Source organism: Haloferax sp. S1W, from assembly GCF_044593955.1.
Taxonomy (GTDB): Archaea; Halobacteriota; Halobacteria; order Halobacteriales; family Haloferacaceae; genus Haloferax.
Window position 1 is genome coordinate 1,015,234 of sequence record NZ_CP172595.1, and the last position, 22,186, is coordinate 1,037,419.

22 protein-coding genes and 1 tRNA gene are annotated in these 22,186 nt (G+C 61.8%); 12 read left to right on the top strand and 11 right to left on the bottom strand.

Annotated features, from left to right (window positions below):
• Positions 1–133: 133 nt before the first annotated feature.
• Together ACH9L7_RS05320 and ACH9L7_RS05325 are read right to left on the bottom strand one after the other, a co-directional pair.
• Positions 134–1,387, bottom strand: coding sequence for a Glu/Leu/Phe/Val dehydrogenase (locus tag ACH9L7_RS05320; protein ID WP_396612696.1), 1,254 nt, complete (start codon positions 1,385–1,387; stop codon positions 134–136).
• A 157-nt stretch (positions 1,388–1,544) separates the two neighbouring features.
• Positions 1,545–2,384 carry an HpcH/HpaI aldolase/citrate lyase family protein gene (locus ACH9L7_RS05325; RefSeq protein WP_396612697.1) on the bottom strand — a complete coding sequence of 280 codons (840 nt, stop codon included), beginning with the start codon at positions 2,382–2,384 and terminating at the stop codon, positions 1,545–1,547.
• Positions 2,385–2,709: 325 nt separating this feature from the next.
• Here ACH9L7_RS05325 and tnpA point away from each other — a divergent pair, with 325 nt between their 5' ends.
• Positions 2,710–3,114: an IS200/IS605 family transposase gene (tnpA, locus tag ACH9L7_RS05330; RefSeq protein WP_396611129.1), complete on the top strand. Its 405-nt coding sequence runs from the start codon at positions 2,710–2,712 to the stop codon at positions 3,112–3,114.
• Position 3,115: 1 nt separating this feature from the next.
• Positions 3,116–4,414 (top strand): RNA-guided endonuclease InsQ/TnpB family protein, encoded by a 1,299-nt coding sequence (locus ACH9L7_RS05335; RefSeq protein ID WP_396612698.1) that lies wholly within the window; start codon positions 3,116–3,118, stop codon positions 4,412–4,414.
• 11 nt (positions 4,415–4,425) lie between these two features.
• Here ACH9L7_RS05335 and gdhB read toward each other — a convergent pair whose 3' ends face one another.
• Positions 4,426–5,712, bottom strand: coding sequence for a glutamate dehydrogenase GdhB (gdhB, locus tag ACH9L7_RS05340; RefSeq protein WP_396612699.1), 1,287 nt, complete (start codon positions 5,710–5,712; stop codon positions 4,426–4,428).
• A 220-nt stretch (positions 5,713–5,932) separates the two neighbouring features.
• Here gdhB and ACH9L7_RS05345 point away from each other — a divergent pair, with 220 nt between their 5' ends.
• Positions 5,933–6,394, top strand: a complete 462-nt coding sequence (locus tag ACH9L7_RS05345) for a MaoC family dehydratase (RefSeq protein ID WP_396612700.1) — start codon at positions 5,933–5,935, stop codon at positions 6,392–6,394.
• 24 nt (positions 6,395–6,418) lie between these two features.
• Here the strand turns inward: ACH9L7_RS05345 and ACH9L7_RS05350 are convergent, their stop codons facing one another.
• The 4 genes from ACH9L7_RS05350 to ACH9L7_RS05365 all read right to left on the bottom strand — a co-directional run bounded on the left by ACH9L7_RS05350 (position 6,419) and on the right by ACH9L7_RS05365 (position 11,030).
• Positions 6,419–6,778: a DUF5658 family protein gene (locus ACH9L7_RS05350; RefSeq protein ID WP_396612701.1), complete on the bottom strand. Its 360-nt coding sequence runs from the start codon at positions 6,776–6,778 to the stop codon at positions 6,419–6,421.
• 181 nt (positions 6,779–6,959) lie between these two features.
• Positions 6,960–8,705 carry an acyl-CoA carboxylase subunit beta gene (locus ACH9L7_RS05355; protein ID WP_396612702.1) on the bottom strand — a complete coding sequence of 582 codons (1,746 nt, stop codon included), beginning with the start codon at positions 8,703–8,705 and terminating at the stop codon, positions 6,960–6,962.
• A 138-nt stretch (positions 8,706–8,843) separates the two neighbouring features.
• The gene (locus tag ACH9L7_RS05360) at positions 8,844–9,737 is read right to left on the bottom strand and encodes a class 1 fructose-bisphosphatase (protein ID WP_396612703.1); all 894 of its coding nucleotides are present in this window, start codon (positions 9,735–9,737) and stop codon (positions 8,844–8,846) included.
• Positions 9,738–10,028: 291 nt separating this feature from the next.
• Positions 10,029–11,030: a helix-hairpin-helix domain-containing protein gene (locus tag ACH9L7_RS05365; protein ID WP_396612704.1), complete on the bottom strand. Its 1,002-nt coding sequence runs from the start codon at positions 11,028–11,030 to the stop codon at positions 10,029–10,031.
• Between the two features lie 164 nt (positions 11,031–11,194).
• On the opposite strand from ACH9L7_RS05365, the gene ACH9L7_RS05370 reads away from it, so the two are divergent.
• Complete coding sequence (locus ACH9L7_RS05370) at positions 11,195–12,055, top strand: 3-hydroxyacyl-CoA dehydrogenase family protein (RefSeq protein WP_396612705.1); 861 nt, start codon at positions 11,195–11,197, stop codon at positions 12,053–12,055.
• Between the two features lie 21 nt (positions 12,056–12,076).
• On the opposite strand, the gene ACH9L7_RS05375 is transcribed toward ACH9L7_RS05370, so the two are convergent.
• Positions 12,077–12,604 carry a hypothetical protein gene (locus ACH9L7_RS05375; RefSeq protein WP_396612706.1) on the bottom strand — a complete coding sequence of 176 codons (528 nt, stop codon included), beginning with the start codon at positions 12,602–12,604 and terminating at the stop codon, positions 12,077–12,079.
• A gap of 227 nt (positions 12,605–12,831) precedes the next feature.
• Between ACH9L7_RS05375 and ACH9L7_RS05380 the strand changes: the two genes are divergently transcribed.
• The 5 genes from ACH9L7_RS05380 (at position 12,832) to ACH9L7_RS05400 (ending at position 18,146) form a co-directional block, all read left to right on the top strand.
• Positions 12,832–13,755 (top strand): ATP-binding cassette domain-containing protein, encoded by a 924-nt coding sequence (locus ACH9L7_RS05380; protein ID WP_396612707.1) that lies wholly within the window; start codon positions 12,832–12,834, stop codon positions 13,753–13,755.
• Entirely contained in the window at positions 13,752–15,599 is a 1,848-nt protein-coding gene (locus ACH9L7_RS05385; RefSeq protein ID WP_396612708.1) for a PrsW family intramembrane metalloprotease, read from the top strand. The genes ACH9L7_RS05380 and ACH9L7_RS05385 overlap by 4 nt, the downstream gene beginning before the upstream one ends.
• Positions 15,592–16,650, top strand: a complete 1,059-nt coding sequence (locus tag ACH9L7_RS05390; RefSeq protein ID WP_396612709.1) for an ABC transporter permease — start codon at positions 15,592–15,594, stop codon at positions 16,648–16,650. The genes ACH9L7_RS05385 and ACH9L7_RS05390 overlap by 8 nt, the downstream gene beginning before the upstream one ends.
• 80 nt (positions 16,651–16,730) lie before the next feature.
• Positions 16,731–17,075 (top strand): DUF5798 family protein, encoded by a 345-nt coding sequence (locus ACH9L7_RS05395; protein WP_396612710.1) that lies wholly within the window; start codon positions 16,731–16,733, stop codon positions 17,073–17,075.
• A 90-nt stretch (positions 17,076–17,165) separates the two neighbouring features.
• A complete protein-coding gene (locus tag ACH9L7_RS05400; protein ID WP_396612711.1) occupies positions 17,166–18,146 on the top strand; it encodes a PLP-dependent cysteine synthase family protein in 981 nt (326 codons plus the stop codon).
• 32 nt (positions 18,147–18,178) lie between these two features.
• On the opposite strand, the gene ACH9L7_RS05405 is transcribed toward ACH9L7_RS05400, so the two are convergent.
• From ACH9L7_RS05405 to ACH9L7_RS05415, 3 genes are all read right to left on the bottom strand, one after another.
• Complete coding sequence (locus ACH9L7_RS05405) at positions 18,179–18,601, bottom strand: CoA-binding protein (RefSeq protein ID WP_396612712.1); 423 nt, start codon at positions 18,599–18,601, stop codon at positions 18,179–18,181.
• A gap of 68 nt (positions 18,602–18,669) precedes the next feature.
• Positions 18,670–19,281, bottom strand: a complete 612-nt coding sequence (locus tag ACH9L7_RS05410; RefSeq protein ID WP_396612713.1) for an RAD55 family ATPase — start codon at positions 19,279–19,281, stop codon at positions 18,670–18,672.
• A gap of 162 nt (positions 19,282–19,443) precedes the next feature.
• Positions 19,444–20,298 (bottom strand): geranylgeranylglycerol-phosphate geranylgeranyltransferase, encoded by an 855-nt coding sequence (locus ACH9L7_RS05415; RefSeq protein WP_396612714.1) that lies wholly within the window; start codon positions 20,296–20,298, stop codon positions 19,444–19,446.
• Between the two features lie 93 nt (positions 20,299–20,391).
• Between ACH9L7_RS05415 and ACH9L7_RS05420 the strand changes: the two genes are divergently transcribed.
• The 3 genes from ACH9L7_RS05420 (at position 20,392) to ACH9L7_RS05430 (ending at position 22,087) form a co-directional block, all read left to right on the top strand.
• Positions 20,392–20,466: transfer RNA gene (locus tag ACH9L7_RS05420), tRNA-Arg, on the top strand.
• A gap of 222 nt (positions 20,467–20,688) precedes the next feature.
• Positions 20,689–21,153, top strand: coding sequence for a hypothetical protein (locus tag ACH9L7_RS05425; protein ID WP_396612715.1), 465 nt, complete (start codon positions 20,689–20,691; stop codon positions 21,151–21,153).
• A gap of 31 nt (positions 21,154–21,184) precedes the next feature.
• Positions 21,185–22,087 (top strand): hypothetical protein, encoded by a 903-nt coding sequence (locus ACH9L7_RS05430; protein WP_396612716.1) that lies wholly within the window; start codon positions 21,185–21,187, stop codon positions 22,085–22,087.
• The last annotated feature ends 99 nt before the right edge of the window (positions 22,088–22,186 follow it).

Below are 22,186 nucleotides of genomic sequence, written 5' to 3' on the forward strand. Positions count from 1 at the left end.
TCGCCCAGAGCGGATGCTATACATTTTCATGCAATAAAAACGATGGACGTCGGTGAGTTCCGACGCGGTTAGGCGGCGAATCGACCGCGAAGTGCAGTCGGCAGTGGCGTCGTCGGGTCGGCAGGCCCGTCAGTTAGGGCCAGTTGCCGCTCGACTCGTAGGAGTTGACGACGCGCCGGATGGCGACGACGTACGCGGCGGTGCGGAAGTTCGGCAGGTCGTGAGTCTCGTAGGCATCGACGAGGTTGTCGAAGGCGTCGACGATGACGCGCTCCAGTTCCTCGTTGACGCGTTCTTCGGTCCAGTAGAACCGCTGGCGGTTCTGGACCCACTCGAAGTACGAGACGGTTACGCCGCCCGCGTTGGCGAGGATGTCGGGGAAGACGTGGACACCGCGCTCGGTGAGCACGTCGTCGGCGCGGGGCGTGAGCGGCCCGTTTGCGGCCTCGGCGATGATGTCGGCCTGCACGTCCTTCGCGAGGTCGCCGTCGATGGCGTTTTCGAGCGCGGCGGGGACGAGCAGGTCCACGTCGAGGGTGAGCAGTTCCTCGTTCGTAATTGCCTCGGTGTCCTGGTAGTCGGAGACGGTACCCGTCTCGTTCTTGAAGTCCTTGACCGCGCGGGTGTCGAGACCGTCGGGGTCGTAGATGCCGCCAGACGAGTCGGAGACAGCGACGATGTTCGCCCCGAGGTCTTCGATGAGTTTCGCAGCGACAGAACCAGCGTTGCCGTAGCCCTGCACGGCGACAGTCGCGCCCTCGATGTCGCGGTCGAGGTACTTGAACGCCTCGCGCGCGGTGAGCATCGTCGAGCGACCGGTCGCCTCGACGCGGCCCTCACTGCCGCCGTTCTCCAGCGCCTTGCCCGTGATGACGCCCGGAGCGGTGGTGTTTTCGAGGGTCTCGTAGGTGTCCTTAATCCAGTTCATCTCGCGCTGGCCGGTGTTCACGTCCGGCGCGGGGATGTCGCGGTCCTCACCGACGAAGGGGCGAAGTTCCTTGGCAAAGGACCGAGAGATGCGTTCGAGTTCGGACTCAGTGTAGTCCTTGGGGTCGATGACGATGCCACCCTTGCCACCGCCGTACGGAATGTCGACGACGGCGCACTTGTACACCATCCACCCGGAGAGGGCCTTTACTTCGTCTCGCGTGACGCCCGGGTGATATCGAATCCCGCCTTTGTACGGGCCGCGGTCGCCGTTGAACTGCGACCGGTAGGCGCGGAAGAGTTCGATGCTCCCGTCGTCCATCTCGACGGACAGGTTCGTTTCGAGCACTCGTTCGGGATTCTTCAGGCGCTCGATGAAGTCCTCGCGCACGTCGAGGTAGGCGGCGGCGTCGTCGATTTGTTCCTGCAAACTCTCGAATGGATTCGCCTCTTGTGCCATGTTATGATACGCATCGGCAGTCGGTTTAAGATTAGCGGAATTTTTACCATATTATAATGATAATATGCGTACCCAGTGGTAATAGGAGTATTCAGCACACGGACCTGTCGGGCGATTAGAACGAGCCGGTACGCTCGCCCCTAAAAATATCAGGTTGCTAGTATGATTCGCCCGCTCGGTCGAGGATATTCTCTGCTTGCTTGATGAGCGGGGCGTCTATCATCTCGCCGTCGACACCGAAGACGCCGCGGTCGTCCGCGTTCGCCTCGTCACGCGCTCGAAGCACCTTCTTCGCCCACGATACGTCCTCGGGGTCCGGCGAGAACGCTTCGTTGATGGGGCCAACCTGAGCAGGGTGGATGGCAAGTTTGCCGTCGTAGCCCAGTTGTCGTCCGAAGCGGGCGTCTTCGCGGAGGCCCTCTTCGTCGTGGTAGTCGACGTGGAGCGTATCGATGGCGTCCACACCGGCCGTCGCGGCCGCGACGACCACACGCTCTCGGGCGTAGAGGACTTCCGTCCCCTCGTCGGTCCGTGTCGCGCCCACGTCGGCGGCGAAGTCTTCCGCACCGAAGATGAGTGCGGTGGTGTCGGGCGCAGCGGCAATCTCCGGGGCTGAGAGGACGCCTGCGGCGCTCTCGATGATTGGGATGACGGGACAGTCGGCACCGACTTCTCGCGCCGCGGCGGCGACGCTCGTCACGTCCTTCGAGTCGGTCGCTTTCGGAACCACGAGCGCGTCTGGCGGATGGGTGGCACAGACGGCTTCGATGTCTTCGAGACCCGTCTCGCCCGGATTAACGCGGACCGTGACCTCTCCGTTCGGGTCGAACTCGCCGTCCGAGAGGACTCCGGAAACGGCGTCTCTGGCCTCGACTTTTCGGCCGGGTGCGACGGCGTCTTCGAGGTCGAAGACGAGTACGTCGGCGCCAGCGCTCGGGGCCTTTCGCATCAACTCGGGTCTGTCACCGGGGGAGAACAGCACACTGCGTCGGGGCATGATGAACGTACAGAGGGCGGGACGGGTGAAAGATGTGCGGGGAGTGAATCGTTCGTCGTGGCCCCTGTCAGTCGGCGGTACCGGCCGCCGAGTCGAGGGCGAGTCGACCCGGATTGGGGCCAGAGAGGGAGAGTGCGAGCCGAACCGATTTAGCTGAACTGAGGCGCTAAGCCCCCTTCCTCAGCGAGCGCCGACCGAACGGGAGGCGCGAGCAGGGAGGGGATACAGCGCCGCAAAGTTCTCATACTCGATTCGGTGGCAAACCCGCAGGCCCACGCAGTCACAACGTTTTTGCAATAGGGTAGTATAATATTGGCCGAACCCAATGGAGTACGACCTCGACTCAGGAGCGCACTCGACGTATTCCCTGCACTACCACCTGATACTCACCACAAAGTATCGGTGCGGAGTGCTAACCGAGGAGCGAACCCAATTCATTCACGAGGTCATCAGCGGGTTCACGGACAACTACGGTGTCGAACTGACGAACCTCGACGGCGAGGACGACCACGTACACATCCTCTTCCGAGCGAAGCCAACCACAGACCTCGTGAAGTTCATCAACACGGCTAAGGGCGCGACCGCCCGCCGTATCCGCAACGAGTACGCGGACGAACTGAAGACCGAACTGTGGGGCGACTCGTTCTGGAACGACTCGTACTGCCTCATCTCGACAGGGCAGGTGTCGCTGGATGTGCTGAAACAGTACGTCGAGAACCAACGCGAGTAGAATGTACTACACCTACAAGTACCGTCTCAAGCCGTCCGACGCCCATCGTGAGGAGTTGGACCGTCACCGAGACATTTGTAGGCAACTCTACAACCACACACTCTACCGCCTCAACGAGTACCAAGACGAACACGGCGAACTGCCGTCCATGACCACCCTGCGGTCGGAACTCCCCGACCTGAAGAAGTGGTGGGGCGGCCTCTCAGACGTGTACTCAAAGGTTCTCCAAACTGTCGTGGAACGGCTGTTCGACAACCTCAAAGGACTCTCGGCGCTCAAGGAGAACGGCTACGGCGTCGGCCAACTCAAGTGGAAGCCGCCACGGGAGTTCCGCAGTTTCACGTACAGTCAGTCTGGCTTCAAGCTCGACAAGAAGGGCGGTCAGACTGTCCTGTCACTCTCGAAACTCGCGGACATACCGATTCGGCTCCACCGAACCATCCCCGACGACGCGAAGCCCAAACAGGTCACGGTCAAGAAGGAACCGACGGGCGAGTGGTTCGCCACCTTCGGCGTCCAAATGAGCCGTGAACCACCCGAACCGCCTGAGAACCCCGAGAAATGCGTCGGTATCGACGTGGGCATCCTCAAGTATGCCCACGACACCGACGGCACGGCGGTCGGATCCCTTGATCTCTCAGACGAACGCGAACGCTTGGAGCGCGAGCAACGGAAGCTCTCGCGCAAACAGCACGGGTCGAACAACTACAAGAAGCAACGGCGTCGAGTCGCGGAGTGTCACGCCGACCTCCGACGGAAGCGCCGTGACTTCTTGCACAAGCTCTCGGCGTACTACGCTCGGGAGTACGACCTCGTGGCGGTCGAAGACCTGAACGTGAAGGGGATGATGGAGTCGCCGTCGAACAGCCGCACCACGGCGTCTGCCGCGTGGCGGACGTTCCTCTCGTTGCTCGAATACAAGTGCGAGCGTGAAGGCACTCACTTCGTGGCGGTCAACCCGAGAGGGACGACCAAGGAGTGCGCGTCGTGCGGCGTTTCGACCGACAAGCCGTTGTGGGTCCGTGAACACTCCTGTCCCGCCTGCGGGTTTGAGGCGGACAGGGACGCGAACGCGGCGTGGAACATTCTTTCTCGCGGCCTCGAAGATGTAGGAGTGGGATACTCCGAATCAACGTCCCCAGAAATCAAAGATTTCTGGTGTGCGAACGAATCGCGATGCGATTCGTTAACGCCTGTGGAGACTGCGCTCCCTGTGGATACACCTGTGTCTGCAAAGCGCGTCGTGGAAGCAGGAAGCCCTACCCTCAAGGAGCGAACGGCGTCAGCCGTGAGCGAGTAGGGTAGGGTAGTTCACGGCCAGAGCCCACGGTGCTCGTGGGCGGCGGCGACGCGCTGGAGCGCGACGATGTACGCGGCGTCACGCCACGTTACGTTGCGGGAATCGACTTCCTCGCAGACGGCGTTCCACGCATCGAGCATCTCGGACTCCAGTTCGTCGTGGACGCGTTCGAGCGACCACGAGCGGTGGTTGAGGTCCTGCAGCCATTCGAAGTAGGAGACGGTCACGCCACCCGCGTTGGCGAGGATGTCGGGGACGACGTGGATGCCGCGCTCCTCGAAGGTGGCGTCGGCGGCGGAGGTGGTCGGACCGTTCGCACCTTCGACGATGAGGTCAGCCTTCACGTCGTCGGCGTTCTCTTCGGTCAGCACGTTGCCGATGGCGGCCGGAATGAGCACGTCAACGTCGAGTTCGAGGAGTTCCTCGTTCGGGATGGTCTCCGGCGCGTCGTACTTCATGACGGCTTCCGGTTCTTCCTCGTGGGTCGGTACGTCGTGGGTGTCGAGGCCGTCGGGGTCGTAGATTGCACCGTTCACGTCGGAGACGGCGACGACCGTCGCGCCGTAGTCGTCGAGGAGGCGCGCGGCGGGTGCGCCGACAGAGCCGAAGCCCTGTACGGCGACGGTGGTGTCTTCGATATCCCAGCCGAGGTGGTCGATTGCTTCGCGGGCGATGATTGCGACGGAGCGACCGGGGGCCGTGTCACGACCCTTGCTGCCGCCGACGACGGGTGGCTTACCCGTGACGACGCCCGCCTGCGTCTCACCTTCCTGCATCGAGTACGCGTCCATGAACCACGCCATCGCCTGCGAGTCCGTGCCCATGTCGGGTGCAGGGATGTCCTTCGTGGGGCCGATGAAGGGGCGCAGCTCTTCCGCGAAGCGTCGCGTGAGGCGCTCTTTCTCGTCGGTGGAGAGGTCTTTGGGGTCGACGACGATGCCGCCTTTCCCGCCGCCGAAGGGGATGTCCATCAGGGCGCATTTCCACGTCATCCACATCGAGAGACCGATGCACTCGTCTTCGGTGACATCGGGGTGGAAACGGAGGCCGCCCTTGTACGGGCCGCGGACACTGTCGTGCTGGGCGCGGTAGCCGGTGTAGACAGCGGTCGAGCCATCGTCACGTTCGAGGGGGACCGAGACGCGGTGGACCTGATTAGGGTGGTGAAGCCGCTCGATGATGCCCGGGTCGACATCGAGGTGCGCTGCCGCGCGGTCGAGTTGTCGTCGGGCTGTTTCGAGGGCTGTCTCTTCCGTCGGTTCGTCGTCCGTCTCGGATGTTGGTGCTGCGGATGCCATAGTGCGTTCGTACCAGCCTGATACCGGCGTGCCGCCGGTCAGATACTGTCCATGACGTTCACCGACTACCTGGTCGGGCAGCCAGCGAGCGTGTTCGCGTTGCTCTTCGTTGGATAATTATAATGGTTGTTATCTGTTTTCGCTTGGGGCAAGAGTTGTCATACCGTGAATCGGTTTGCGGACCGTCACGATTTTATCATGGTCTTGCACACACTGGCCTATGACTGGCCTGTACTACGAGGAGTTCGAGGTCGGACAGACCATCGAACACGAAAAGCGACGGACAGTCTCGGAGTCGGACAACCAGCGCTTCTGCGACATGACGATGAACCAGCAGCCGCTGCACCTCGACGAGGAGTTCGCCGCGGACACGCAGTTCGGCGAGCGTCTGGTCAACGGCCTGTTTACCATGAGCCTCGCAGTCGGTATCTCGATTCCCGACACGACCGACGGGACCATCGTCGCAAACCTCAGCTACGACGACGTATCCCATCCGAATCCGGTGTTCCACGGCGACACGCTCCGTGCCCAGACCACCGTCCTCGACAAGCGCGAGACCTCCGACGGCGAGCGCGGGGTCGTGACGATGAAAGTCGAGGTGTTCAACCAAGACGACGACCTCGTGTGCGAGTTCACGCGCACGGCCCTGTCTCTGAAAAAAGCGAACGTCGACGACGCCTAAGACCAGAGCGCATGTCCCAATCTCTCACTGAAACAGCGTGATGAGGATGAGTTGGGTGTTCATCAGTCCGGCGACGGTCCACGGGATGGCCACCCCGATTGGAACCGCCCCACGGTAGCGAACCGGCAGAACCACCCACAGAAGGCCCGCGACGAGGAGTACAATCGACTTCAAGAGGAGTAGCGTCCAGAGCGCTCCGAACCGCGGTATCAACGCGAGGACGACCGGGTTCAGTTCCGACAGTCCCTGACTCAGCCCGAACAGCGTCGTCACTACGTCGAGCAGAAACGCCAAGATAGTGACCGCCCAGAGGTGTGTGTCGTCGCTGACAACGCGAGAAAGCAGCGTCGATAGCGCATCAGGACCGGGCGTTTCGAGACTCATCGTGGGCACTGCAGCACGCAGTACCGGAGGTTGGGCGGCTGGCGTCCTCAGTAGCCACTTCATACATCACTTATTAGGAAATTACCACTCAGAAAAACAGAGTATTAACCGATTTTCGACCGGCAATTCACCGTCTGTGGCAGAAACGTGGCTCCCCTCGGGAGCAGGTCGAAGCCCCGTCTTAGAGAACAGTGCCGTGTTTCTTGTCCGGCAGCGACTTGTCCACGTCGGCGTAGAACTCGAATCGGTTGACGAGTTCGTCGCGCAGCGTCGACGGCGGGACGATTTCGTCGATGACGACTTCGCTCGCCATCCGGTGGATGTTGATGTCTTCGCGGTACTCCTCGCGGAGTTCGTCTTCCATCTGCTGTCGCTCTTCGGGGTCGTCGATGGCGTCGAGTTTGTTCGCGTAGACGGCGTTGATTGCGGCCTCGGGACCCATAATACCGATTTCGCCCGACGGGAGGGCGATGACGCTGTCGGGGTCGTAGGCGGGACCGCCCATCGCGTAGATACCCGCGCCGTAGGCCTTGCGCACGATGACCGTCTGCTTGGGCACCGTCGCCGACGACGTGGCGTAGATGAACTTCTTGCCCTTTTCGAGGATGGCGTCTTTTTCGACCTGTGACCCGGCCATGAAGCCCGGCGTGTCACAGAGGTACAAGAGCGGAATCTCGTAGGCGTCGCACGTCCAGATGAACTCGGCGGCCTTCTCGGCGGCGTCGGGGAAGATTGCGCCCGAACGCTCCGTTGGCTGGTTGGCGACGATGCCCACTGGCCGACCGTCGATGCGGGCGAACGCCGTGACGATTTCCTTGCCGTAGTCGGGTTTCAGTTCGAAAACGGATTCGGCGTCCACGATGCGGGAAATCAGGTCGTGGGCGTTGTAGGCGCGGTTCGGTGCCTCGGGGATGAGTTCGTCGATGCCATCGGGTGAGAACCGCGGGGGCTTCGGCTCCGACCGCGGCGGTTTCTCGCCCGCTTTGTCGGGCAGGTACGTGATGAGTTGGGACACGAGTTCGCGCGCATGCTCCTCGTTGCGGGCGACGAGGTCGGCGCTGCCGGACTCCTGGGCGTGCATGTGTGCGCCGCCGAGGTCCTGCATCGAAATCTCCTCGCCGGTGACCATCTTGACCATCCGCGGGGAGGCAATCGCCATCGCCGACATCCCTTCGACCATGATGGTGAAGTCGGCGAAGACGGGCGTGTACGCCGCGCCAGCGATACATGGCCCGTAGAGGACACAGATTTGCGGGACGTACCCAGAGAGCATCGAGTGGTTGTAGTAGTACTTCCCGATGCCCTCGCGGTTGGCGAAGAAGCCGGTCTGCTGGTCGATACGTCCACCCGACGAGTCCATCAGGTACAACACCGGCTTGCCGGTCTTGAGGGCGCGCTGCTGCATGCGGAGGAACTTCTCGACGCCCCGGCGTGCCATCGACCCCGCCTTGACGGTAAAGTCGTTGGCCATGAAGTGGAGGTCGCGTCCTTCGAACTCGGCCGCGCCGGTGAGCAGGCCGTCACCCGGCAGGCGCGTGTTCGGGTCTTCTTCTTCTACCTCCGGCGAGTTCTCGTGCCACGAATCGAAGTTGGCGAACTTGCCGTCTTCGAACTTCAGGCCCTCGGGGAACCACAGGTCGAGGCGGTCGCGGACGAACAGTTTACCCTTCTCGGGAAGGCGGTCTTTGTACTTCTGGGGGCCGCCGCCGAGAATGTCGGCAATCTCCTCTCTGAGAAGCGCTTCGCGCTCGGTCGGTCCGAGGTCGTCGTCGAGCGGGAAGGCGTCCGCGGGCGGTTCGGCGTTCGCAGCGGCGTCGTCCTCGTCGCCGACGTAGACATTTACGTCCGTGCCGAGGTGTCGCGCCAGCGCACCCGCGATGGCTTCTGCCTCTTCGCCGGTTGCGCCGTCACCGATTCTAACCTTCATACCTTCGGATGACACACCGTATTCAAAATGGTTTTCCATGTATGTTTTGCCACGGGGAAATCCCACCGCGATGGTGATTACTACGTGGTCGATTTAGGCGGCAAAAATCGAACGTCTGTCCGGAACTGACCGGGGGCGTTACTCCAGCGACGCTTCGAGGTCGGAGATAAGGTCGTCGTTGCCGATGTGGACCGGCGTGCGCGCGTGGAGTTCGTCCTTGTCAACGTCGAGAAGCGACTGCGTCCCGTCGGAGGACGCGCCACCGGCGGTTTCGAGGATGTAGCCGATGGGATAGCCCTCGAACTGGACGCGGAGTTTCCCTTCGGGTGCCGACTGGAGGGCGGGATAGCTGAAGATACCGCCGTAGGTGAGAATCTGGTTCACGTCGCCAATCATCGACCCGCCGTAGCGGAGTTTGCGCGACGCGTCCTGTTCGACCTCACGCGCGAACGTCTCGAAGTCCTCGGTCCAGTTGGGGACGCGACCGCCGAATCCGTAGACGGCCCCCTCGTCGGGGAGTGTGATGTCCTCGCGGACGAGTTCGTAGCTCGAATCGTCGTAGATGACGTACTCGTCGACTGTACCCTTGCGGGCGACAATCATCGTCATCACGGGACCGTAGAGGACGTACCCGGCGGCAACGAGGTCGCGGCCGTGGGCCGGAAGCGGGGCGTCGAAGACGGCGAAGATAGTCCCCATCGTGTTGTTCGGCTTGAGGTTCGACGACCCGTCGAGCGGGTCGACCGCGACCGAGAGGTCACCGCTGCCAACGTCGATAGATTCGGGACGCTCTTCGCTCGCGTACTCACTGACGCCTTCCAGACCGCCGATTCGCTCACAGAGCAGGTCGTCTGCGAACACGTCCGCGGCCATCTGCGTCTCGCCGCTCGGGTTCTCTTCTTCCGAGGCGACGCGACGGCCGGGAAGGCCCGTGCGAATCTCGGGTGCCGTCGTGGCGATGACGTCGACCACCTGGTCGATAGTGCGGATATCGCGCGTGGAATCTGCGGTATTCACATCTCGCGTCGCCATTAGCACCGCACCTCCGAGGGACTGCGAGCGGTACACCGGAGGGTTCGAACCGAACGGGAACCAGCACAGACTGTCGAAGACACAGGACCCGCCTCGACGGGGCTGACGGACGTGTCGACACCGAGCATCATCTAAGTCAGAATCGGGTAACTTCGTATATAAAATCACTGGCTGTGAGGAGAATATAGATTATGGAGAATTCAAACGGTAGGGACGCTGTAGTCAAATATTACGAAATGAAATTTTATGAATAGAACTTACTACTCAGATAGTAAATTTTCGGAGTGGTGACTACTCCATCGACTCCCGGGCCTGTGCCTTCCACGCGCTGACGGTTTCGGGGTCGATTTGGAGCGCGTCAGCGACGTGTTCGGGGTCGGCAGTGGCGAGTCTGCGGACGGACCGGACCCCCGCTTCGGCGAGCATCGCCGCGTCGTCGTCGTCGATATCGTCGAGTGTGGTAAGCGGTGTCGGTTTGGAGCGTTCGCGCCACGCTGCTTCGGCCGCGAGCGCGTCACCGGACCCGTCGGTGGATGCGCCACTAGCTGCCTCCGTGGTGCCGCGCGGCGTCCAGTCTCCCTGCTGACCCGAACTGGGCGACTCTCTGGTCTCGTCGTCGCCGGTTTTCGTCGGCGTCCAATCGCCGGTTCGTTCCGGGCCGGAGGACTGTTCGGCTGACCCTGAGGGCGTCCAGTCCTCGTCTCGGGTCGGACTGTTCGTCGCCTGCGCCGCGCCGGTCGGGTTCCAGTCACCCGCTGTCGTTTGAGAATCGTCACTGTCGGTCGTCTCGGCGTCGTCACCGTCGACCCCCCAGTCGCCGGAACTCGCCGCGACCCATTCGCGTTCTTCGTCGCCGAGGCCGCGAACCTGCGCGGACCGTCGGTCGAGGTCGTCGCCCGAACTGAACGACCACGAAAGCGAGTGCCACCGGCGAATCTTGGCCGCGACGCCCGGGTTGACCCCCGCATCAACAAGGTCGCGGTAACAGACCGCCCCGTCGAGGATGGACTCGACACCGATTTCCGAGTCGCCGAGGGCGCTCGCGGTCGCCGGGCCGACGAATTTCAGGTCTTCGAGCGTCTCTGGTCTGTCGTCGCCGTCGGCCGCGCGCCGCGGTCTGAGAAGTTTCTCGATTGCCTCGTCGGTACTCGCGTCGCGCTCGCCGCTGGTATCCGCTCCCCGTGTCTCGGCCGCACGGGATGTCGAATTTCGACCCCCGGTTTGCGCCCCGCGGTCACGCTCGCTCCCGGACGAATCCCCGTCCGGTGCGGCGTCTTCGTGGTCCCTACCCATATTGTTCGCGCCAGTCACCGTTGCGTTTCACCATTCCGGCCCCGAACTTGAGCGTTTCCGTGAAAGTCACATTATTGTCACAATCTGGTATGAGCAAGCAAACGATTGTCACGATTCTGACTCAGTCGGCAAGTTTTACCTTGCGTCCTCGCGCAGTCCTGCGCATGCGCGGCATGAACGATATCGACACGGTTGGTGTTATCGGCGCTGGAACAATGGGCAACGGCATCGCACAGGTCGTGGCGATGACCGGGTACGACGTGGTCATGCGAGACATCCAATCGGAGTTCGTCGACCGCGGTCTCTCGGCTATCGACGACAGTCTCTCGCGGTTCGTCTCGAAAGAGCAGCTGAGCGAGGACGAGGCCGAGGCGACGAAGGACCGTATCACGGGCACGACGGACTTCGACGACCTCGCCGACTGTGACCTCGTCATCGAGGCCGCCGTCGAGAACATGGACATTAAGCGCGACATCTTCTCGGACCTCGACGACCTGATGCCCGAGGACGTGATTCTCGCGACGAACACCAGCACGCTCTCGATTACGACCATCGCGGCCGCGACCGACCGCCCCGAGCAGGTCGTCGGCCTTCACTTCATGAACCCCGTTCCCATCATGACGGGCGTCGAAGTCGTCCGCGGCGAGAAGACCGACCCCGCAGTCGTCGAGTTCGCTCACGACTTCTCCGAGGAACTCGGCAAGGAGACGTGGGAATCCGACGACAAGCCCGGGTTCGTCACCAACCGCATCCTCATGCCGTGGATTAACGAGGGCATCCGCGCCTACGACGAGGGCGTCGCCTCGAAGGAGGACATCGACCGTGGCATGACGCTCGGCACGAACGTCCCGATGGGGCCGCTCACGCTCGCCGACCACATCGGTCTCGATATCTGTCTGGACGCCTCCGAGACGCTCTTCGAGGAACTCGGCGACCGCTACAAGCCCGCGTACCTGCTCAAGCGCAAGGTCGACGCTGGCGACCTCGGCAAGAAGACGGGCAAGGGCTTCTACGAGTACGACTGAAGGGAACGCGGTCGAAGGCCGCTAGGGTCCACATCCCATCGTCGTCGAGAGAGACGACTGGTCCACTCCCTCGTCGGTCACGACGAGGCTGAACGCTTTTTCGTTGCAGTCGAACTCGGACTTCGATAGCTTCGTCTCGCCGCTGGCATCGGGCGTCGAGACCCGAATCCGGTAGGTCGCGGGGTCCCGAAGGACGAAATCGACTCTGGTGTTCGCCGCGAGTCCGAGATGTCCCTCGTACAACGAGGTCCACGAAAACAGGTCGCGTCGCTCGATAGAGATGGTCACCTCCGCGGTAGCTGTCGTCCCGTTGGCGACGATAACACCGATTGCCTCGCCCGAAAACGCGTCGTCGGGGCCGCGGTGGCCCACGACCTGGGTCGTCACGGTGTTGGCGTCTTCCGGGACGTTTAGCGGAACCACCCCCACCCCGTCGAGAGTAGTCTCTCGCAGTGGAACCACCGCGGCGCGGTCGAGACATCCCGAACCCGCCCCCAGAACGGACGCGCCAGCGACTCCAAGAAACGTTCGTCTATCGATTCTGACCATATGTTGCTCTGACAACAACCCGGTGAGTATCTTCTGGTCGGTTGCTCTCGCGGGTCAACCGTCGGTCCCGTGTACGGTTAGTTGTCCTCGCGCGCAGTCAGTCAGCGACTGTGAATTTTCATATCTCCGCCACGGCGGGGCGAAGCTGTTGTCCAGCGGAGAGGAAGCCTATCAGTTCTGAAATCCCGCGCGAACCCTTTTATCCCGTCACGCGTGAAGGTCTGCCAATGATAACGGTCGAGAACCTGCGGAAGACCTACGGCGACTTCCCCGCCGTCGTGGGCAGCGACTTCTCGGTCGAGTCGGGCGAAGTGTTCGGCATCGTCGGCCCCAACGGCGCGGGTAAGACGACGACGCTGAAGATGCTCGCCGGACTCGTCGAACCCACCGGCGGTACCGCCTCGGTCCTCGGATTCGACCCTGAGGTTCCCGAGATGCGCCGCCGACTCGGATTCCTCCCCGAAGAGTCGCCCCTGTACGAAGATATGACGCCGCGGTCGTACCTCCGCTTTTTCGCCGACCTGTACGACGTCCCTCGGGAGGAAGGGACCCGGCGAACCGAGGCCGTCCTCGACAGACTGGACCTCGAATACCGCGACCGCCGCCTCGGCGACATGTCGAAGGGGATGAAACGCAAGGTGGCCATCGCCCGGTCGCTCGTCAACGACCCCGACTTGCTCATCTACGACGAACCCGCGAGCGGTCTGGACCCGCTGACGACGAACGTCGTCCTCGAATTCGTGCGCGAACTCCGCGACGAGGGGAAAACCGTCGTCTTCAGCGCCCACAACCTGTTCCACGTCGAGTCGGTCTGCGACCGCGTGGTCATCATGAACCGCGGTGAGATAATCGCCCGCGGGACGATTCCCGAGATTCGCGAGGAACACGGCGAGACGACCTACCGCGTCTATACGACGGTCGAACTCCCCGAGACCGACGACCACCCCGCGACCGAACCGGACGGCGACCAGTTCGTCGCCGTCGTGGACGAGATGGCCGACGTGGAGACCGTCCGCGAGGCGGCCGAAGCGGCAGGCGGGTCCGTTTCCGACATCCGCACCGACGAACCGTCGCTGGAGGACATCTTCCTTCGACTCGCCCGCGAGGCACCGACGACGAGCGCCGCTGAAGGAGGGCGCGGCCAGTCGTGAGCGACGCTACCGGCCTGAAATCGCGCCTTGTCGCGCACACCCGCGCAGTGGCCCGAATCGCTCGGTGGGAAGTCACGCGCTCCGCAGGCACGCTCGACCGCCGGACGATTGTGCTTGGTCTCCTCGCGGTTCTCGTCGCCGGTGGCATCGCACTCGGGGCCGCGGGGAGTAGTGTCGCACTCGACGAAGACCTCTACCGGGTCGGTGTCGCATCCGACAGTCCGTACTACGACGCCATCGAGCAGTCGACGACCCTCGACCCGCGACCCCTCTCGGACCCGAACGTCGAACTCGTCGTCAGCGAGACGCACGTCTCGGTCAGTGACACGCCGACTGGAATGGCCGCCTATGCCGCGTTCCGAGACGCGGTGCAGTCGTACAACGAGCGCCAGATGGTCCACGAGTCGAATCAAACCGCGGCCTTCCCCGTCGTCGTGAACCTCCAGTACCACGAACGAGGGGCGCTCGTCCCCGACGGAAGCCGTGTCGAAGGCAACACGGGGACCAATGGCGGAACAGACAGCGGTGAAACCGGTTCGACCGGGGACTCGTCACGCACCGGAGGTGACCAAACAGGGGATGCTTCGACCGCCGGGGGTGCCGCCTCCGCTGACGACGGACCGATTGCGGCCCCGGCACTCGGCGGCGCGGGTGGCTTCCTCGGCGGCGACACCAGCGGGTCGCCCGCGAGTATCAGTCCGCCGTTCCCGTTCGCCTCGCTGGTCCTCGCTTTCGCCTTTCTCGTTCCGATGAACTTCGTGATTCAGGCCTATGGGTCCAGTATCCTCAACGAGCGCGTGAACCGCCGCGGGGAACTCCTCCTCGTCGCACCCGTGACGCCGGGCGACATCGTCGCCGGAAAGACCGCGCCGTATCTCGCGGGAATGGCCGCCATCACCGTCGTCATCGCGCTCGCAATCGGCGGTGGTCCGGTCTCCGTCGCGGCCGTGATTCCAATCGGGCTTCTGTTCCTCGCGGCGACGTTCGTCGGCGCGATGTTCGCCCGGTCGTTCAAGGAACTCACGTTCGTCACGGTGACTGTCTCGGTCTTCCTGACGACCTACACCTTCGTCCCCGCTATCTTCACGAACGTGACGCCCATCGCGCTCATCTCACCGCTCACGCTGGTCGTCCGCGACTTGGCCGGGTCACCCGTCTCATTCGGTGCCTTCGTGTTTTCGGTCGGGCCGATACTGCTCGCCGCGCTGGTGTTGTTCCTCCTCGGCACCGGCGTCTACCGCGAGGAGGACATGTTCACGCAGCGGTCGGTCCCGCTGAAGTTCCTCGACGCACTCGACAGTCGCATCTCCCGGCCCCGGTCGGTTGCGACGCTTTCGGCGCTGTCGATTCCGTTCGTCTTCATCGCCGAACTGCTGGCAGTCGCCGTTTTGTTCGTCCTTCCGGTGGATGTGACCGTCCCACTGGTTCTCCTCGCCGTCGCGGTGGTCGAAGAGTTGGCGAAGAGTCTCCACGTCTTCGCGGTCTTCGAGAAGGCGCGGTTCGAACGGACGGTTCGGGTTTCGCTCGTCCTCGGCGCGCTCTCGGGTCTCGGCTTTTTCGTCGGCGAGAAGTTCACGGCCATCGCCCAAATCGTCGGGCTACTGTCGCTCACGCTTGGACAGACCGCGTTTGTCCCCGCCGGTATCGGCATCGGTGACGTAACCGGCGTGAGTCCCCTCACCGGCGTCGGGTTGTTCCTCGCGCCGCTCGTCCTCCACGCCGTGACGGCCGCGGTGACGGCACTTGGTGCGATGCGCGGACGGATTCCCTACGCGCTTGCACTGCTCGGTGCAATCGGCATTCACGTCGTCTATAACCTTCAGGTGGTGAGTTCCCTTGGGTAACCCGCGATTCGACATTGCACGGCGCGAACTCGGAAGCCTCCGCAAGGAGAAGACCATCGTGCTAGCGCTTGCTATCCAACTGTTCGTCGCGGCGTTTTCGTCGTTCCTCGTCGTCGGTCTCGTCTCGCTGTACGACCCCGGCGCATCGAACTACCAGGTCGATGTCGCGGTCACCGGCGGCGACGAGGCGGTCACGGACTTGCTGCGGGCAATCGCCACCGAAGATGGACTCGTTGGTCGGTCGTATCCCTCGACGGGTGCGGCGATGGCAGCCTTCGAAGAACGACGGGCTGATGCGGTGTTAGAGGCATCGACGGGCGAAGATGGGCGGATACACGTCCTCGCAATCGCCCCCGATTCGGGCGTCGAGACGACGGCCGTGGTCGTTCGGGTTCGGGACGCCCTGCGGCAACTCGAACGCTCCGAGCGCGCCGAGCGGAGCAACTACCTCTCGACAACGCCGCTTACGGTTCCGCCCGCCGCCAACTCCAGTCCGTACTTCGACTTCACGTACACGGTACTCGTTCCGCTGCTGTTGTTCCTCCCGGTGTTCATCTCCGGGTCGCTCGTCGTCGACTCCTTGACCGAGGAGATAGAACGCGGGACACTCGAACTCTTGCGCGTCGCGCCCGTGAGTTTCTCGGCCGTCGTCGACGGGAAAGTCCTCGCTGCCGGAGGGTTGGCCCCGATTCAGGGCATCGCGTGGATGGTGCTGCTCCAACTGAACGGTACCGGCGTCGACAACCTCCCGTGGCTGTTCGGAATGGTCGCCGGACTCGCTGCCATCGTCGTCACCCTCGGGGCGACGGTGGCGCTGTCCGCGCCGGACCGCCGACTCGCGCAACTGCTCTACTCGCTCGGCGTCCTGCTGGTCTTCGCGGGCACGTCGCTGCTGCCGCTGAGCCCCGCGAACACCGCGGCGAGACTCGCAATCGGGACCGCCGGTGTAAGCGCGAAAGCCGCCGTCTTCGGTCTCGTCGTGGTGGGCGTGGTCGCACTCGTCGGTCTCCGCATGGTCGTCGAACAGGTCGACCCGAACGAACTCGGGTAGGCGCTGTTTTTTCTGCGTCAGTTCACCGCCCCCATCGCGGCACCGGAAGTCGTACAAGTCCGGAGTCCGAGAACTGATACATGGCACTCGGAGGAACCGCGAAGAAGCTCCAGAAGGTCGCAGAGATGGCCGAAGACGTATACAAGAAACTCAACGAACTCCGCGAGCAAATCGTCGAAGTTCGTGAGACGGTCACCGAGACCAAAGACCGAGTCGACCGACTCGAAGCCGAGAACGCAGAGCAGCGAGCTATCCTCGAAGCCATTGCCAAAGAGCAGGGCATCGACCTCGACGCTGCCATTGCAGACGCACACATTGCTCAAGCCGAGTCCCCGGCAGTAGATGATGAGACGGCCGCTGACGACGGCGACGAGACAACCGCTGACGACAGCGACGAGACGGCCGACACCGACCAGTCCGAGTAGCACGGCGACTCTCTTTTCTGATTTCACGTTTCCACCCGCTCCGAGGACGGGATGATAACGTTCAGGACCGGGGGCAACATTTGCCCCAGTATGACCACGCACCGCGAACCCCTCGACTCGGTGCTCGACACCATCGCTGAGACGCCACTCGTCCGGGTCCACGCGTCACCCGACGAGGTACCCGTTTACGCAAAGCTGGAATCGTTCAACCCCGGCGCGAGTGTCAAAGACCGCATCGGGAAGTACATGCTCGAAGAGATGCTGGACGAGGGCACGCTCCCCGAGGGCGGTACCGTCGTCGAACCCACCGCGGGTAACACCGGCATCGGCATCGCCGTCGCCGCCAACCAACTCGGCATCCGCGCGGTGTTCGTCGTCCCCGAACGATTCAGCGTCGAAAAGCAGACGCTGATGCGTGCGCTCGGTGCCGATGTCGTCAACACCCCGACCGAAGACGGCATGGGCGGCGCAATCGACCGCGCCCACCAACTCGCCGAGGAACTCGACGACGCCGTGGTTCCCCAGCAGTTCTCGAACCCGCTCAACCCCGACGCGCACTACGAGACCACCGCGCCAGAAGTCTACGACGCGCTCGACGACGAAGTCGGTGCGCTCGTCGCCGGATGCGGGACGGCGGGGACGCTCATGGGGATGGCCCGCTACGGCCGCGAACACCACGAAGACACGTTCGTCACCGCCGTCGAACCGGTGGGGTCGCTGTACGCGACACACGAGGGCCGCGATGTCGAGGAAGCCGAATACAAGACCGAGGGTATCGGGACCCACGACCCCTCGACCAACGAACTGTTCGAACCGGACCTCGTGGACGAAATCGTCCAAATCGACGACCGAGACACCCACGCTGAGATGCAGCGTCTCGCCGCCGAGGAGGGTCACCTCGTCGCGTCGAGCGCCGCCGCGAACTGCCTCGCCGCTATCGACGTTGCCGAACGCGCCGCCGCGGGCGAGATAGACCTCCCGTACGACTCTGTCGTGACGGTGTTCCCCGACTCCTCGGAGCGCTACCTCTCGAAGGGCGTCTACGGCGACTTCGAGTCCTGGGAGGGCTGAACACGCAGCTAGAAGGCGCTCGTTGGTGGCTCTCAGCCGACGACTCGGGCGTGTTCGACTTTGTAACACTTGTTCTGTACGTAGTCCAGCCCTGCCGCGTCGGCGCGTGCGGCCGCGTCGTTGTCTCGAATTCCCAGTTGGAGCCACACCGCTTTCACGTCATCTCGGGTCTGGGCTCGTTCGATGGCCGCATCGACGACTTCGCCCGCCTCCGACGACGGGCGGAAGACGTTGACGAGGTCGATGTCTTCGTCGACATCAGCCAGCGAGTCGTACGCCTTCTCGCCGAGTACTTCGTCGTGGAACGGGTTGACCGGGATAACTCGATAGCCGTGGCGTTGCATGTACGCCGGAATCTCGTGTGCGGCCTTGCCGGGCGTAGCCGAACAGCCGACGACTGCAATCGTTTTGAGTTCGAAGAGGTCCTGTAGCGTGTCGCTGTTGGTGATGGGCATAGGTAACGTGTCGGTGTGAGTCGATAAAAACAGCAGGCGGCAGTGCGTCGATGACGCAGTTTCCTCATTCAGTCGCCGGCGAGTCGAACGTCGGGTTCGGCGTCTTCGTGGGTGGTGATGATACCGTCGAACAGTTGCTTGATGGTGTTCATCGTGCGGTCGTCGTGGGCGTCGGCGTCGATGGCGAACAGGCCGAGGCCGCCGACACTCTGGATACGACCGGTGAAGACGTGGAGGAACCGGAACACGGTCTGGAGGTCCGCATACATCAGGAGCGTCGAAAGCGAGTGGAGCATGATTCGGTTCTGCTTGAGGTCCCGCTGCTGGTAGTACTCCTGGAGTACTTCGGAGAGTTTGATACCGATACCGGTCATGTCCACGGGCGACGACGTGTACTTGATTCGCTCGTCGTCGCGCACGTCGCCGACGCCTTGCTGTCGCGTAACGCAGTCGACGACCGAGACGGGTTTCCCCTCGTAGTCGATTCGCTTCGCATAGTCGTTGAGGATGCGGTCGGCACCGTCTTTGGTCGTGACGATGATCGACCCTTCGCCTCTCTCGGTCCCCGCTGCCAAAATGTCGAGTGCGAGTGCTCGCTTGCCGGTCAGCGGCGGCCCACTGATGAGAAGATTCGTTCCCGGTTCGACCTCGGCATCGAGGTCGGGGCCGAGGTCATACATACGAGCACCTCGGCTGTTCAGCGTTCGCTCCGAGGTGGACAATCGAATGACGCTTCCGCTCGCCGGGAGTCATCGGATAGTACGACCATACCGTGAGCCAGTAATATTCTTTTTGATTATGCCACCCGCATTCACTATCCCTATACGCACACTCGTCTTCATTCATACCGAACCACCGGTGAGAGACACCACACGACCCACGATGAACGCCGCCGCGGCCAAAAACATCCCGTGTTTGAGTCGCCGTTGTGCGAGTCCGGGGTCGTCGAATGAGCGCACTGAGGCAACCACCATTACTGCGTCGGCGGGGATGACCAACCCGAGGTACGCGAGTCCGAACTCGCCGTCGAGATAGGGCACGGCGCTTGCGACGACCGCTGCCACGAGGACGACACTGCCGAAGACGAGCGACCGTCGCTCACCGATGACGATGGGCAGTGTTCGGAGTCCTTCTTCCCTGTCGCCCGCGATATCCTCGACATCTTTGACGATTTCGCGGGTCAGCGTCGCAAGCGCGGCGAGGACGCTCAACACGGCCGCACCGAGTGGCTCGCCGACTGCCGCCCCACCGAAGAGGAACGTCGACCCGGTGAGAGCGGCGACGACGACGTTCCCGACGCCCGGGAGGCCCTTGAAGAACTCCGTGTACGCGAGGAGGGCGACGAGATTCACCACCGCGATGGCGATGGCGACGAGAGGTAACACGAGCGCCGAGACGACCGCCCCGCCGAAGAGGGTGATACTGAACCACTTCGCCTCGGCCGCGGAGACTGCGCCGCTCGGGATGGGTCTGTCGGGGCGGTTGATGCGGTCGATTTCGCGGTCGAAGTAGTCGTTGACCGCGTTCCCCGCCCCCGTCGCGAATATTGTCGCGAGGATAGCCGCGACGACGACGAGGCCATCGTCGGGTATCCCCCCGGCGACGATTGCACCCGTGAACGTGAGCACGCCCGCGGCGATGGCGTTCCCCGGCCGGGTGAGTTGGAGAAACCCGCGCGTTCGCACTCCCAGAGACATACCCGTACTGTTCGGTGGTTTGGTATAAATCGCGCGGAGTCGTCGCCTCGAATCAATCCATTTAAAATGGTTGGCAACAGACGGAGTATTGTCGGGCGCTTAGCTCAGTCTGGACAGAGTGCTTGGCTTCGGACCAAGTTGCCGTGGGTTCAAATCCTGCAGCGCCCATGATTTTGCGAGGAACTTCGTGACGAGCTAAATCTGGGTACGCAGGATTTGAATCAGGGAGCGAACGTAGTGAGCGACCGAGGTTCATAATCCTGCAGCGCCCCCGTTTTTGGACGACTATCTTCCGAAGAACTTGCTGAACGCTGGTCGAGTGCACCGTCTCCCGCGAGAGCCAGCGAGTCGCCAACGAAGACACGGATACGAAAGCGCGTCGAGGAGGAGTTGAAATACTGTGACGAGACGCCTTCGGTGGCGTCGATGCTCGGCCGGAACATGATTGACCCGAAGTACGCCAATTTCGTTGAGGCGGTGATGAACGGCGACGACGATGGGAAACCAGAGTCGTTCGTTCGTGCCTCGCTTCGGTCGGAGTGGCAGCTGGAAGCAATCATCGACCGCGACGGCGAAGAAAACCTTCCCGGCGGTGGTGGCGTTGATATGGCTCCGCTGAAGATGCCCGTTCAGCGGGTGCTGCAAGAGACGAGACTACAACACGACCTCAAGAAGGGAGAGATGTGGCGCTGTTCGGAGTGCAACGTCGGTGTCTACGATACGTTATGGATGGCTCGCCATCTTGTCGAAGAACACGGCCTCGACCGGCTGGAAAGCGCCGACCACGTACTGCACGTTGAGGACTACTTCGACAAGGACCGTGAGTGCATGCGACACCCCGCTGGTGGTGATTAAAGTCATGTTGGATGATATTATTAGGTAGACAATGGCGATTTACATTCCATCGTACCTGAGGCCTCTCAGCGATACTCGTACCGGCTACCAGTCTAGATTAGACCAGAAGGCCGAAGATGTTGACCTAATTACTGCACCAGAACTTAGTGATTTTTCGTTTAAACAACTGAGTTCGGTTCCAGTCTGGGTTAACGAACAGGCATATCATGGGAGAGATACTGTAACTAGCGATAGAGAAATAAAAATTGAACATGACGTAGACCACCCTGAACGCCATTGGTGGATTATCTCTGACGAGTTCCTTGAGAGCTTAGATCCTGCTCTACGAGAACACGCAGATATCTTTGATCTACTGATTGCCCTCAACTTGTGTATTGACGACCCAGTTTACTTCTCTCAGAGCCCTGGTCAGACAACTAGTGGTGCATATGAATTTACTGAGGGCGCACTACGTTACCGCAGCGGCTTGTCTATAGGTAACTTCGCAACCGCTCTGCTCGGAATGAACGAGATTCCAAGTGAAGTGGAAGTCGGTGCAGATCTTCTGTCGGTATTCCAGTCGGTACGAAAATACAGATCGAAGCGGATGAATTCAGATGCTGAGATTGATTTGCGCGTGGCGCTCCATATGTACGACGATGCCTTGGATTCTGACATCTGGACCGTCATGGCAAATATGTACTATGTCTGTGAGAATATCCTTGCACCAGAGTATAACAAAAAAGACCAGGTGATTTCGGAGCATACAAATCTAACTAAACAAGAGGCCGCGAATTGGCGAGAGGTTGTGAATCGCATCAAACATCCAGACAAGGAAGAAGGCGTCCAAGGTCTTTTAGAGCAAGGCGAGGTTGAAGCCCCCACTCTAAGGAGAATTAGGAAATCTGCAAATACTGTGCTTAAGGGTGCTCTGGTCGATCTCGAAGAACAATAGCTTCTATCCCTCTTGTTTGCACGATTCTATCTAAGCAGAGTTATCTGATTTCAAACGCTAAATGTAGTTCCAAACCTCTGGCATTGAATTTGATAATTT